Here is a 13,418-nt window from a genome sequence, read left to right on the forward strand (position 1 = left end):
TCCAAAATCGATTGTACACAACAGCAGTCGGATCGTCAAAAGATTTGCGCCAAACGAAGGCGACGTTCGCGCTAGATCATATATACGTCCTGCATCCTTCTCGCGTTCGGGCTGATGCACAGCCGTGCCTCAATCCGACGCGATCGGAAAAACAATCGCTAGCAGCATCAAGATGATATAAAGCACGGACAGGCCGAAAAAGCTCAGTCTCCAGACCGCCCGCAGCAGCTTCCGCGGATCGACCTTGCCCCGGGCCCTGTTCTGCGCGTTGCCGATCAAACCGCCGCCGACCAACATGACGAGAAGCAGAAAAAACGGTCCGAAGCTCGTCCCCAGCCGATCGTTCAGCAGAGACGCGACGCAACCGAACAGAAACGCCGTCGTAACGTCCATCGACAATTGGATCGCGCTCTTCTTGTCGTTGCCCCTGATCGTCATGATGACGTAAACGAGTATAAACGGAATAATCGGCACCGTAGCCAAAAAAGCATATGATTGGACAAGTGCGTTCCAGATGGAGCCCATACGTCACCTCGTATCGTAGTTCATTTCAGCGCTTTGACAAGCGCCGTCGCCATACGATTCCATGGCGCGTCCAAACCTTTCCCGATCGCCATGCGCACGATCATCCCGTTGATCGCTTCAACCTCGGTTTCCCTGCCCGCCTCAACGTCCTGGAGCATGGAAGAGCGATTGCCGGCCGTCGCTTCGCCAACTCGCAAAATCGCGTTCCACAGATCGGCGGCCTCCCCTTCGAGGCCGTAAGCGCCGAGCACATCGTGCGTCTCCCGAAACAAAGCCCGCGCCAGTTCAAGCCGATCCGGCGAATTCGCAATTTCGCCGTTCGGGATGCGCAGAATCGCCGTAAGCGGATTGATGACCGCATTGATCAGCAGCTTGCGCATCATTTCGTTATTCAACTGTTTCGACAGAAAAACGGAAAATCCTCCCTCCGTCAGCATTCGTTCGACAGCTTGCAGCCGCTCCCGTCGAGTATGCCCGTCGTCGCCCAGACGGATATCTCCGCTTCCGGTATGCCTTACGCGCGCTCCGTTTAATCTCAGAGCGCCTTCGGTCGTCACCGCCGCGACGATTTCCCTGTCCGGCAGCGCGTCCCGCAACGCTTCGATGTGACCGATCCCGTTCTGAAACGCAACGACCGTACCGCCAGGCGCTACAAGCTCGAATAGACGCGCCAAAAACCTCTCCGTAAGAGCCGTCTGCTTGACCGCCAAAAGCACGATGCCGTCCATCGGCTCGGCGTTCTCCCAAGCGCACGCGAAGGCAGGCAGCAACCTTTCCCCGCCGCCCGCCTCTTCTAGCGCCAAGCCCTCAGCATTCAGCCGCTCCGCCTGTTCCCGCGTTCTCGTCCATACGACGCATTCGCGCCCCGCAGCATACAGTTTTCCGGCAAGCAGCAGCCCTAGCGAACCTCCGCCCAGCACAACCGTTTTTTCGTCCATCTTCTCGCTCCGTCCCCGCTTGTCCCGCGCGTCCCTATAACCAAATGAATATATTCTCTTAAAGATACCAAAGCAAAACCCGCAGGGATAGCCCTGCGGGTTCGATCGCATACTGCCTATTCGATTCGTTCGAGATTTCCGTTGGCGTCCATCTTGAACTTTGCCCGTTCCTCTTCGGCCTCTTCTGTCAGAAAGGCCAGCTTGCGCGCCCTGTCCATAATGCGGATCAGCGCTTTGTAATCGTCGTTGACGACCTGATAGTCCGTTTGCACCTCGCTGACTTCCTTCGATAGCCGTTCGTTCGTCTCGCTCAAGCCGGCGATTCTTTCTTCCTTCTCTTTGAGCTCCTTCTCGAGATGGCGAATTTGCTTGCTCATCTCCTGAACGGTATTCTTCCATTGGCGCAAATAACGAATGATCGATTCAAGCGACAGCGATTCCGCCGATAGCAGCTCTTGCTTGCCGCTTTCACCTTCCTCCACGTTAAGCCTTTCAGATCCGGAAAGCGAAATCCCCTGCTTTTTGAGATAATTCCGTTTCTGGCGCTGTTGCTTGGCTAGTCCGATCGCTTCGTTGTATCTTTTGCGCACGCAGCTGTTCCAACGAAACCCGCAAGCCGCGGAAGTACGGGCGATTCGTTGCCCCACTTCCTCGAAAGCGGACAGTTGCGTACTGCCCTCGCGAATATGGCGCAGCGTAACCTCCGCCAATATCAGGTCGTCATCGGGACTCCATGCGTCTTGTCTCGCAGCCGTCATGTTGCCCTTCCCTCCTTAAGCATCGCATATATTTTGCTGCTTTCTTCATTTCTATGCCCGTAGTAGAATTCATAGAATCTATCGGATACTCCTATTTATATCCACTTTTTCTGTCACTATACCTTGCAAAAACGCAAAAGAGAGCCGTTGCGAAGCTGCGCATAACCTTAGTTAAACCGGGGAACGTTAAGGGAACGCTGAAAAGTTTGCCGATTCGTCACGACTTGTTGGGTTTACACGCCTATGCGAAGCCGTTATAATATGCTTTAGAAATCGTCTTTGCGCGTATGAGAGGGGTATTCACAATGGCACGAATGTTTAGGGTCCTCGGTTTCTGGACGCTGGCGATTGCCCTGATGGCGTTTGCGGGAGACATGTATGAGTTCGCCCTGCTGTTCTTTATCCAAACGGCCGTCTTCTTTCTGATCGGCTATTTGAACTTTACCGAGCGGACGTATCTTCTCGTATTCTGGGGCTACATGGTTCTGGCTTTTCTCGGATTCACCTATTGGTCCGTCTTCGAGATGGGCATTCCCGTGTAAGCTGCGAAGCCGGATACATACCGAACATCGAGTGACAACAGTAAAACGCCTTCAGCGTCCAAGATGCTGAAGGCGTTTTTCCGTCATTTGGATGGCGTTGCGAATATTTGCACCTTGAAAAGCTCGCTCATCCCATCCGACAGCAGCAGCTGTCGAATCGCGCGGTTACGGCGTACAATCGGATGAAACGGATCGGAATAGCTGTGCGCGATCAAACGCTCCATAATGCCCGCCTCGACGAGAAACCGCTTTTGCGTGCCGTACCAAATTTCCTTCGCCCCATGTCGTTCCATGCTACGGCGAATATGACTGAAATTCACATGCGCGGTGATATCCTGCTGTCCCGGCCAAGCATACGGATCGTTATGCGCCCTATGCTCCCGATAGCAGAGCAGCGTTCCGTCCATCCGGTGCGTTCCGGTCAACTCCGTCGTTTCATCGCCGTAGTCGATAAAAACAAACAGAGCTCGTTTGAACCGTGCTGCAACCGCAGTCGCCCAGTCGGCGCCGTCGAGATTAATCTCGATAGTCTGATTCTCGCGCAGCCCGACGCCTTCCTCGCGAAGCCATTCGATCAACCGAGTATCGGTAGGCTCCATGAGGCAAGGAATAAATCGGCCATCCTCGGCGCATGCAACTGCCCATTCGCGCAGCTCTCCGTCCTTCATGACGAGCCGATGGACGGGAAAAGCATCGAGCAATTCGTTGGCGACGACGATGACCGGTCTGTCGGACGGCACGAACCGCTGCCACTCCGATTCGTCCGTTACGCGCGCACGTCCTTCGCGGATATAAGACTCCAGCTCCCGCCCAGCCTCGCTCCGATGCGACGGATTCCCATCGATAACGGTCACCGAGAACGACAGCGCTTGTTCCAATACCGAGGAGGAGTCGGTTTCCGCAGTCGTCCACGTATCCATAAGCTGTCGGCTAAGCCGGCCTGTGCCGCCTCCCCAATCGAGCACCTCTACCGTCTCCCCCGTTCCGAAATGGGCAAAGGCGACTTCCCGCAGCCAGCGAGCCAGACTGTCCCCCATCGCGTCTCCGATATAGGCGCTCGTATAGAAATCTCCTTCCCTTCCCACTTTCGAGGAACCGGAGCGATAATAGCCAAAATCGGGATGATAGAGACAAAGCGACATATAATGGTGAAAGGGAATGGCGGACAACTCCGCTCCGTCGGCACCGATTCCCCTCTTGCCTCCCGCTGCGACGCTCTCTGCGATCGCGGCCTGCAAGGAAGGATGCCGAGCTTGGGCCATATCCATTCTATCCGCACCTTTTCCAAGTGGTATTGAAAGTTTATAATAGCATAGAATCGGACGCCGCAGGAAAGGAGTGACCCGATGCGCCGAATGTTGACGTTAGCTCTCGCGCTTTCGATGTTTCTGCTGAGCGTCTCCAGAGGAGGAGCCCTGCTCCCCGTTAACGCCGAGCCTTACCCCGAGGAAACGAGAAAACTGCTGGAAAAAAGCTTGTCGGTCGTCGAGCTGAACCGCGAGATCGAGAGAATCTCCGGATTGAAGAGTCAGACGCAGTCCGACATCGAACAAAGCGAGCGCCAGCTCGCCGAACGTGAAATCGCCATCGCCGTCCAGCGCGAGAAGGCCGGGCGGGTTCTGCGCTCCTACTATGTGGGCTACAAGGATTTCTGGCTGTCCGCGCTGCTCAACGCCAACTCTCTTCCGAAGCTGATCCGCGTCTGGGATACGATGGACCTTATTATGCAATCGGACCATCGGACGATGAAAGCCTATTCGGAACAATATCGCGAGCTCAAAGTCGGATACGAACGTCTGCAGAAGAACAAGGACGACTTGGTCTCCGTCGAGTCGCAATTGATCGCTCAGCGAGATCGCATTCAATCGCTGCGCGGCGATCTCGATCGCGAACTGGCGTCCAGCGGAGACGAGCAATTGATTCGACGACTGATGGAAGAGCTTCAGGCCTATTGGAAAAACGTTGGGCTATACGAGGTTAAGCAGCATTTCAAAGCGCTCGCGAGCGCGATGACCCAGCTTCCCGATTACGTCAAGGACACGCCCGGCATCCTTCAGACGAGCGGTCTGAAGGCGAAGCTGACTTTGTCCGACCAGCAGCTGAACGAATTTCTACGCTCGCAGGACAGCCGCTTCGACGACTTTGCGTTCCGCTTCGACAACGGCCTACTGACGATGGAAGGCGACAATGGTCGTCTTCAAGTAACCATTCAAGGCCGCTATACGATAGAGGAGGAACCGGAGAACGCGATCCGTTTCCATGTCGATTCGCTCATTTTCAACGGACTGGCTCTCCCCGACACGACAAGAGCCGAGCTGGAAAGAGAATTCGATCTCGGCTTCTATCCGCAGAAGCTCGTCAAATACGTCAAAGCCCGCAGCGTAGAGATGGAAGACGGGCTACTAACCGTAGAGCTCGGAATAGGAGGCTGACTTCGCTCAGCCTTCCGTCTCCCTTCTCCACTCTTCCAACCAGCCTTCCAAACTCAATTCGCCTCCGGAGAATCTGCTCCACAGATCTCCGAACCGCTCCAGCGTCTCGACCGTTTCCGGACCGTACAATAGCGGAGCTTTGTTCGGGAAGGCCTGTCCCTTGCGTCCCGGAAGCAGATCGGACAGTCTCCTGTCAGCGTCGTAAAGCGATCTGATCACGGGCAGCTTGTCCAGCTCCTCCATACGCAGCATTTGAGACTGCTCCCCCGTCATATCCGCGATCCAGACGTTGGCCGCTGCTTCCGCCTCCGTCCGCGACGAAATCACAAAGCTGCTGCCGCGAGGCCACACGTAGGGCAAATTCCAGAAGTGGTGATCGATCGCCGCACGAAACTTCCCGTCCGCTCCGTTCGAATCGTGTCGAGCAACGAACTCCTTCGCCTCCGAATACGGCATGACGGCCGCCAGCGTATTTCCGTCGCGAAGCGCCGCAATCGATTCGCGGAAATCCCGTCCGAACCGGACGTTCTCTCTTCTCTCTTCCAGCAATCCCATCGCTTCTCCGCGCACAGTTCCCGTCCACGCTCCGGCTCCCTGCTCCCATAGCTCGTCGCTCCTTAACTGCGCATAGCTTTCCAGCCACGCGAGCAGCGCCAGCGGATCCTCTCCGTCGATCGCCAGCCAGTAAGCGTAAGCCGCGTTTTCCTGCTCTTCTTCTCTCTGTCCCGCTGCCGCGCTCGCTTCCGCCGCCGCCGCCCACTGTTCCTCCGACAAGGGAAAGTCGGCTTCGGCTCCAAGCCAGGCATGGAGAAGATCCAGGTTCCAGACGAGCACGTAAGGGTCCATATCTCGCGGTACGCCCCACAAATACTCGTTCCATCTAAGCGAACCGGACAGCGCCTCGAACTGTTCCCCCAACGCCTTGGCATCAACGGGAAGCAGATAGCCGGACGAAGCGAACTCTGCGACCCATTCGTTAAGAAACAGCATAACGTCCGCGGCCTCCTCCAGCTCGGAGGATCGCCAGTAAGCCTCGTAAGCCCTCTCGGGGGGGATTCGGCGCAATTCGACCTCAATATCAGGATGCCTGAACGTAAAATCGTCGTTCAGATTGGTTAAAGCGCGAAACTCCTGTTCCTCCAGAGCAACTTCAATCGTCAGCTTTGAAGCCTCTTTCGCTTCCTCCGGCTCCTGGACTACCTTTACTTCGCTTGGCTGAACGACTGCCGGAACCGAGGACGGCGAAGGAGCGTCCGCCCACGGCGATAGCAATACGACCATAGTGCCAAGCACCAGGAATACAAGAGCAAGCCTCCAACGCGCCACAGTCTCACCTTATTTCGTCGTATCGTTAACATCGGTTTTAACATCGCTGCTTTAATGATAACAGGACATATCCGACCTGTCTCCCTTTTTTGGAAAGCGCTTTAAGAGGTCATTCAAAAAGCGTAAAAAGACTGCTCCCGAGCATACGCCGGGAACAGTCTCTTCGATTTTCACAGCTTTTCGGCAGCCAGTTGAGCGAGCCGGGAACGCTCCCCCTTCTCCAGCGTGACGTGTCCGCTGATTCCTTCCTCCTTGAAGCGCTCTACGAGATACGTCAATCCGTTGCTCTGCGAATCCAAATAGGGATGATCGATCTGCTCCGGATCGCCGAGCAGCACGATTTTGCTGTTTTCTCCGACGCGAGATACGATCGTTTTGACTTCGTGCTTGCTCAGGTTTTGCGCCTCGTCGATAATAATGAATTGCCCGGGGATCGAGCGGCCCCGGATGTACGTGAGCGCCTCGACTTGAATGCTCCCCATGCCCATCAGAATTTTATCGAGATCTCCCGCCTTCTTCGTGTCGAACAAAAACTCGAGATTGTCGTAGATCGGCTGCATCCAGGGTCGCAGCTTCTCCTCCTTCTCTCCCGGCAAATAGCCGATATCCTTGCCCATTGGCACGACCGGACGCGCGATCAGCAGCTTCTTGAACTTGTGCTCGTCTTCCACCTTCAACAGCCCCGCCGCCAGCGTTAGCAGCGTCTTCCCCGTCCCCGCGCGGCCCGTCAGCGTAACGAGCGGAATGTCGTCGCTGAGCAGCAGCTCCAGAGCCATCCGCTGCTGCGCGTTGCGGGCCGTGATGCCCCAGATCGGATCGTTGCTCATATGAAGCGGCTCCAACCGCAAGCCATCCGAGGTCACCTTCAGCAGCGCCGATTTCGATGTTCCGAATTCATCGCGTAAAATGACAAATTCGTTCGGGTTCAGCTTTGTCTTAAGTCCCAGCGGTTTAATGCTTAAGGAGCGCGTTGAATAAAAATCATCGATGACCGACGGGTGCACTTCAAGCGTAAGATGGCCCGTATACTGGTCTGAATCTACGGCGATCCGGTCTGACAAATAATCCTGCGCGACGATTCCCAGCACATCCGCCTTGACTCGCACGAGCACGTCTTTGCTGACTAGAATGACGGGACGCGGCTCTTCCTCCTCCTGCTCCTCCATATGATAATTCAACGCCACCGCGAGAATCCGGTTATCGTTCGTCATCTCGCCGAACAATTCCTGAACCTTCACGAACCGGCGATGATTCATTTCCACTTTCAGCAGGCCGCCGCCCGGCAGCCGAACCCCTGCGTGCAGCGGTCCTTGCGCTCTCATGGCGTCAAGCTCCCGCGAAATATTTCGGGCGTTGCGCCCGATTTCGTCCGCCAGCCTTTTCTTCGAATCAATCTCTTCAAGAACGACGGAGGGAATAATGACTTCATTATCGTCAAAAGCATATAGAGAGAGCGGATCATGCAGCAGCACGTTCGTATCCAACACATAAATTTTTCTCATGGGCGTCCCCTCCCGATTCGCGCTTATTATTATTTCCTATCCAATTTATATAGATTTCTTTTTCTTAAACGGTTTCCTTACATAGCAATCGAACGACAGGGAACAATACGACGAGCAAGCATTTTCCTGCGATCGGCCGCTTGACCGATCCGGGCATCCCTCCAAATCCTCCAAATAGGGCGGTGAACAGCTTTGAAATGGAATAGATCAATCGTTTGGGCGATTGCGGCGCTGCTGGCGGCCTTGCTTACGCTCGGCTCAGCAGGCTGCGGAACCAAGTCGGCGCGTCCGGAAGCCGCACCCCGCGCTCAGGCGCTTAACGAGACGGCCAACGAATTATCGCGCAATCCGCAGCAAGTTGCGGCCCATCTTGAATCGCTCGCCCGCGGCATCGAAGGCGTTCAGAACGCCAACTGCGTCGTCTTCGGCAAATACGCCATCGTCGGGATCGATGTCGACGAGAAAATGGAACGCACGCAGGTCGGAACGATCAAGTATGCGGTAGCCGAAGCTTTCCGCAAAGATCCTTACGGCATTGACGCGCTTGTCACGGCCGACATCGACATGGGACAGCGATTGCGAGAAATTCGTGCGGACATTCGCAACGGCCGGCCGATTTCCGGATTCACGGATGAGCTTGCCGATATCGTCGGAAGGCTCGTTCCGCAAATTCCGCGCAACATCGTTCCTCCAAGAGAGCCTGAAAATTACGGGACTCACCCGGCCGAGAATCTTCAACGATGACAAAAAAGCCCAGTGAACGTCACTGGGCTTTTCTTCATAGCTGCTAACGCACGGGCTAGCCGTGCGCTCGCAAGGTGTTGTTGAACGATCCGATCGGTTAAGGAAGTAGGTCTCGCATAGATCACCCGCAGCCCCCCAAACGGTTGTGCTGCCTCCATTATATCATAAATCCGCGCATTTCCAATGGGATTTCGTCAGGGCGACGTCTATTCCTCCGCTTTTCCCGGCGACTCGGAAGCTTTCGTGAATCCCGCCCGACCGCCTTGGTCCAGCTCTTCCATCAATGCCCGCTTCGCTTCCGCAAGTCTGCTCTCGTCCAAATAAACGTAGGGGCTTCTCCAAGTGCCGGTCAGCGGAATAAAACGAATGTTCGAACGACTGATGCCGAAATAGGTGGCGATGATGTTCTCGATCTGCGCCGCGGGAATATCGGTTCGCAAATTGTTGCCGACGGCATCCAGCAAATCGTCGGCCTTCGTGAGGCCCCCGAGCGACTTCATGCGATCGGCGATCGCGCCCAGCACCTGATTTTGCCGTTCGTTGCGCTGGAAGTCGCTGGACTGCGCGGTCGGCTTAAAGCCCTTGTTCGTATTCGACTGCCGATAACGAACGAAACCTAACGCCTGCTCCCCGTCAAGCTTCTGCTCGCCCTTCGTCAAGTTGATGTCCGTTTTGTCCACCGAATCGACATAGCGCATGTTCTGATCGACGTTTACCGTAATGCCTCCGAGCGCATCCACAACGTCGACGAAGCCTTGAAAATCGATAACCGCCGTGTAATCGACCGGAATATCGAAAAATCTCGACAGCAGCAGCTTGGTCTCGTCCTTCGCATAAGCCGACAGCTTTTCCTTTTCCAGCTTCTCGGTATTTTTGCCGTACATATAGAACGCCGCATAATAACCGTTTGCCTTGTGCCGCTTGTATCCGTCTACGTTCAAATCGCTGTCCCGCGGAATCGAGACGACGGTCGCCGTCTTCGTCAGCGGATTAAATGTCGCAACCATCATAACGTCGGTGTTCATGCTGCCTGTCTCGCTGCGCGTATCGAGTCCTAGCAGTACGAGGGAGATCGGCTTAACCTGCGCCCTTTCCTCCTTCGGAATCGACACGACCGGCTTTCCGTCCTCTTCCTGTTTGGCGATTTTGGCCAAATTCGGCTTATAAGACCCAAAATATAAAAAAGCGGCATAACCCGCAAGCAGCACAATTACGAGACTCAGTACAATAAAAATAAATCTGCCCCAGCGGAAGCCGCCTCCGGACTTCTTCTTCGGTGCTTTAGGGGCGGGAGTGCGCCTGCTCGAACGCGAAGGCAAAGATGTGTTCTGGCTCAAGCTAATCCTCCTCGTCGTCCTCTAGGTTGGAATCCGCTCCGCAGCTCGAGGCTCCTCCGAACATGTCCCGGTTCAATTGTTCCACGGATTCTCGGTCGAACCAGACCGTACGAGAGGACTCGTTATCCGCTCCTCCGGTATAGGTTATGTACACTTTGCCTTCGTCGATCGAGCTGACATCGAACGACGTCAACCGGTGATCCTCCGACAAAATTTGCGCAAAAAAAGTAAGCGTATCCTTGGCGGCATCGTCCTCGGGGCGTTCCGAGACAATCCACTTCATTTGCAGCCAATAAAATAAAGCGTCCATCAAAGACACGGCGGTTTCCCCTCTCCTGTGCAGCTACCCCGGATAAACAGACAGCCGCGGACTAGCCTGCCCGCGGCGCCTCTCCATTCTTGTTCTTGCGGTAATTTTTACGCTTGTCGTACATCTGGCGCAGTCGCAGCAGCATCATCATGCCGACCGCGACGGCCATGCACTGAATGATCGGCAGCTTGTCCAACTGAAGCAGAAGCAGCACCAGACAACCGATCGCCAGCACGATATGAACGAGGATTTCCTTCAGAATCGGGAGCTTCCCGACTCTGAAGACGGTATTGAAAATATAGATCGTACAGGCGACGATAAGAAAGTAAGAAATAATCGGGTGATCGTGAAACCACGTTTGCATGGATAACATCCCCCTTGCGTTGCGTTTGCGGCGATTACACGCCTGCCTCGGCCATGCGACGATGCTTCTCGGCTCTGTCCCGCTCGCTCTTGTTCAGAACCTTCTTGCGGAGACGAATGCTCTTCGGCGTAATCTCGCACAGCTCGTCGTCGTTCAAATATTCCAGCGCTTCTTCAAGAGACATCAGGCGTGGCGATTTCAGCTTAACCGTATCTTCCTTGTTGGCCGTGCGGATATTGTTGACCGCCTTCTCCTTACAGATGTTGACGATAATATCGTTATCGCGGGTATGCTCGCCTACGATCATGCCCTCGTATACATCCTCGCCCGGCTCCAGGAACAGAATGCCGCGGTCTTCGACGGATAACATACCGTACATGGTCGATTTGCCCGTCTCGCTGGCGATCAGCACGCCTTGATGTCTGCCGCCGACTTGGCCGCCGACCATCGGACCGTAGCTGTCGAACGCATGGTTCATCACACCGTAGCCGCGAGTCAGCGTCAGGAAGTTCGTGCGGTAGCCGATCAATCCGCGCGCAGGGATGAGGAACTCCAGACGCACTTGGCCGTTGCCGTTGTTGATCATGTTGACCATTTCCGCTTTGCGCGTTCCGAGACTTTCCATAACCGCTCCCATGCTTTCTTCGGGAACGTCGATAAGCAACCGCTCGATCGGCTCGCTCTTCACGCCGTCGATCATCTTCAAAATAACTTCCGGCTTGGACACTTGCAGCTCGAAGCCTTCGCGGCGCATGTTCTCGATCAGAATGCCGAGATGCAACTCGCCGCGTCCGCTGACGACAAACGAGTCCGGACTGTCCGTCTCGTCGACTTTTAAGCTGACGTCCGTCTCGATTTCCTTAAACAGACGCTCGCGCAGCTTCCGGGAAGTCACCCACTTGCCTTCGCGTCCGACGAATGGGCTGTTGTTGACGAGGAACGTCATCTGCAGCGTAGGCTCGTCGATAGCAAGCACAGGCAGCGCCTCGGGCTGGCTAGGATCGGCGATCGTCTCGCCGATATTGATCTCTTTCAGACCGGCGATAGCGACGATGTCGCCCGCTGCCGCCTCTTCCACTTCGATCCGCTTGAGACCTTGGAAGCCGAACAACTTCTCGATACGGGCCTGCTTAACCGCGCCTTCGCGATCGATGACCGCTACGACTTGGCCTTGGCGAATGAGTCCGCGGTTAACCCGCCCGATAGCGATCCGACCCAAATATTCGTTGTAATCGAGCAGCGTCACGAGAAATTGCAGCGGCTCATCCGGATTTTCTTTCGGAGACGGAATGTGATCCAATATCATCTCGTAAAGAGGCTCCATCGTCTGCTGCAGGCTGTCCGGCGTATTGCCGGCGATGCCGTTCAAGCCCGACGCGTACACGACAGGGAAGTCCAATTGCTCGTCGGAAGCTTCCAGTTCGATAAACAGCTCCAGCACTTCATCGATAACCTCCGAAGGCCGAGCGGCCGGACGGTCGATCTTATTCAGTACGACGACAGGGGTCAAACCTTGCTGCAGCGCTTTGCGCAGAACAAACTTCGTCTGCGGCATGCAGCCTTCGAACGCGTCGACGACAAGCAATACGCCGTCAACCATCTTCATAATTCGTTCGACTTCGCCGCCAAAATCGGCGTGTCCAGGCGTATCCACGATATTGATCAACGTGTCTTTATAGTTAACCGCCGTGTTTTTGGCCAAAATCGTAATTCCGCGTTCGCGCTCGATATCGTTGGAATCCATCGCGCGCTCTTGAAGCTGCTCGTTCTCGCGGAAAGTGCCGGATTGACGCAGCAATTGGTCTACCAGCGTTGTTTTGCCATGATCGACGTGGGCGATAATGGCGATGTTGCGAATTTTGTCTCTTGAATGCATAGTTCCACTCCTTGTTGTCTCTGTTTGACTCTTCAAGTCCCCAGAGGGCTTGGCTTCCGAGGTACTCCTTATCACAAACAAAACGTCGACACATGGCCGACGTCAATAACCATTCCGGTACGATTGACGCAGTGTCGGCTAGAAGCCCACTGGTCCTCATCCCTTATATTATACGCTACGTTCACCAAAAAGCCAAACTATTTCTTGCAGCCTCACAAATAAAAGCCTTTCGTCACCACATTTTGGGACGACGCACGACGAGCCACGCTCCAACGCCGATCAAAGCGAGTGCAATGAGATAAATTCCCCATGTCCAAAGCAATGACATCACGAAGAACAGCAACGACAAGCCGGCCAGTCCGATGGAAGCAAGCCATAGCTGCTTGGAACGATCGTAGCCGAAAATGTAATATTCATACAGCCCTACTGCGATCGCCAGCGGAAACATCGGCCATAAATATTTCATCCGCCACCATCCAAACCAGTTGCCGATCATAAACGCGATGGATACGACGGTAAGAATGCCCGCCGGGATTAGCGCGATCGAAGGCACGATCCGGCCGAAATAGAGAACGTGAAGCAATACGCCCGGAATCAGCACGAACAACGGCCAGAATACAGAGCCGATAAACGCGAACACACCTAATTTTCCCAGCAAAATGATTAACCCAACAGCCACGACTCCGATTCCGACTGCTGCGGACTGTCTGTTCACGGTAGCTCCCCCACTTCATTCTCTGCAGCTCGCATTCCGGATTACGGAG

The 13,418-nt window shown here is 54.9% G+C and carries 14 protein-coding genes; 3 read left to right on the forward strand and 11 right to left on the reverse strand.

Going from position 1 to position 13,418, the window contains the following annotated elements; genetic code table 11:
- Positions 1-129: 129 nt before the first annotated feature.
- The 3 genes from DFP98_RS25520 to DFP98_RS25530 all read right to left on the reverse strand — a co-directional run bounded on the left by DFP98_RS25520 (position 130) and on the right by DFP98_RS25530 (position 2,221).
- Positions 130-525: a DUF3397 domain-containing protein gene (locus DFP98_RS25520; RefSeq protein WP_116063460.1), complete on the reverse strand. Its 396-nt coding sequence runs from the start codon at positions 523-525 to the stop codon at positions 130-132.
- A gap of 20 nt (positions 526-545) precedes the next feature.
- Entirely contained in the window at positions 546-1,463 is a 918-nt protein-coding gene (locus DFP98_RS25525) for a ketopantoate reductase family protein (protein WP_181917944.1), read from the reverse strand.
- A 116-nt stretch (positions 1,464-1,579) separates the two neighbouring features.
- The gene (locus DFP98_RS25530) at positions 1,580-2,221 is read right to left on the reverse strand and encodes an RsfA family transcriptional regulator (RefSeq protein ID WP_116063462.1); all 642 of its coding nucleotides are present in this window, start codon (positions 2,219-2,221) and stop codon (positions 1,580-1,582) included.
- A 305-nt stretch (positions 2,222-2,526) separates the two neighbouring features.
- Here DFP98_RS25530 and DFP98_RS25535 point away from each other — a divergent pair, with 305 nt between their 5' ends.
- Complete coding sequence (locus DFP98_RS25535) at positions 2,527-2,763, forward strand: DUF2626 family protein (RefSeq protein ID WP_116063463.1); 237 nt, start codon at positions 2,527-2,529, stop codon at positions 2,761-2,763.
- Between the two features lie 83 nt (positions 2,764-2,846).
- Here DFP98_RS25535 and DFP98_RS25540 read toward each other — a convergent pair whose 3' ends face one another.
- Complete coding sequence (locus DFP98_RS25540; protein ID WP_116063464.1) at positions 2,847-4,031, reverse strand: class I SAM-dependent methyltransferase; 1,185 nt, start codon at positions 4,029-4,031, stop codon at positions 2,847-2,849.
- A 78-nt stretch (positions 4,032-4,109) separates the two neighbouring features.
- On the opposite strand from DFP98_RS25540, the gene DFP98_RS25545 reads away from it, so the two are divergent.
- Entirely contained in the window at positions 4,110-5,195 is a 1,086-nt protein-coding gene (locus DFP98_RS25545) for a coiled-coil domain-containing protein (RefSeq protein WP_116063465.1), read from the forward strand.
- Between the two features lie 6 nt (positions 5,196-5,201).
- On the opposite strand, the gene DFP98_RS25550 is transcribed toward DFP98_RS25545, so the two are convergent.
- Both DFP98_RS25550 and DFP98_RS25555 read right to left on the reverse strand, forming a co-directional pair.
- Complete coding sequence (locus DFP98_RS25550) at positions 5,202-6,521, reverse strand: extracellular solute-binding protein (RefSeq protein ID WP_147310275.1); 1,320 nt, start codon at positions 6,519-6,521, stop codon at positions 5,202-5,204.
- Positions 6,522-6,691: 170 nt separating this feature from the next.
- The gene (locus DFP98_RS25555; protein WP_116063467.1) at positions 6,692-8,023 is read right to left on the reverse strand and encodes a PhoH family protein; all 1,332 of its coding nucleotides are present in this window, start codon (positions 8,021-8,023) and stop codon (positions 6,692-6,694) included.
- Between the two features lie 192 nt (positions 8,024-8,215).
- Between DFP98_RS25555 and DFP98_RS25560 the strand changes: the two genes are divergently transcribed.
- Positions 8,216-8,767, forward strand: coding sequence for a YhcN/YlaJ family sporulation lipoprotein (locus DFP98_RS25560; protein WP_209076466.1), 552 nt, complete (start codon positions 8,216-8,218; stop codon positions 8,765-8,767).
- 206 nt (positions 8,768-8,973) lie between these two features.
- Here DFP98_RS25560 and DFP98_RS25565 read toward each other — a convergent pair whose 3' ends face one another.
- The 5 genes from DFP98_RS25565 to DFP98_RS25585 form a co-directional block, all read right to left on the reverse strand.
- On the reverse strand, positions 8,974-10,104 hold the full coding sequence (locus tag DFP98_RS25565) for an LCP family protein (protein WP_116063468.1): 1,131 nt from the start codon (positions 10,102-10,104) through the stop codon (positions 8,974-8,976).
- Between the two features lies 1 nt (position 10,105).
- Positions 10,106-10,423, reverse strand: coding sequence for a hypothetical protein (locus tag DFP98_RS25570; RefSeq protein ID WP_116063469.1), 318 nt, complete (start codon positions 10,421-10,423; stop codon positions 10,106-10,108).
- Positions 10,424-10,475: 52 nt separating this feature from the next.
- Positions 10,476-10,778: a YlaH-like family protein gene (locus DFP98_RS25575; RefSeq protein ID WP_116063470.1), complete on the reverse strand. Its 303-nt coding sequence runs from the start codon at positions 10,776-10,778 to the stop codon at positions 10,476-10,478.
- A gap of 34 nt (positions 10,779-10,812) precedes the next feature.
- The gene (typA, locus tag DFP98_RS25580) at positions 10,813-12,654 is read right to left on the reverse strand and encodes a translational GTPase TypA (protein ID WP_116063471.1); all 1,842 of its coding nucleotides are present in this window, start codon (positions 12,652-12,654) and stop codon (positions 10,813-10,815) included.
- 232 nt (positions 12,655-12,886) lie between these two features.
- Positions 12,887-13,369, reverse strand: coding sequence for a hypothetical protein (locus tag DFP98_RS25585; RefSeq protein WP_116063472.1), 483 nt, complete (start codon positions 13,367-13,369; stop codon positions 12,887-12,889).
- Positions 13,370-13,418 lie beyond the last annotated feature (49 nt).

The sequence above is a fragment of the Cohnella phaseoli genome (assembly GCF_003386235.1).
GTDB lineage: Bacteria > Bacillota > Bacilli > Paenibacillales > Paenibacillaceae > Cohnella > Cohnella phaseoli.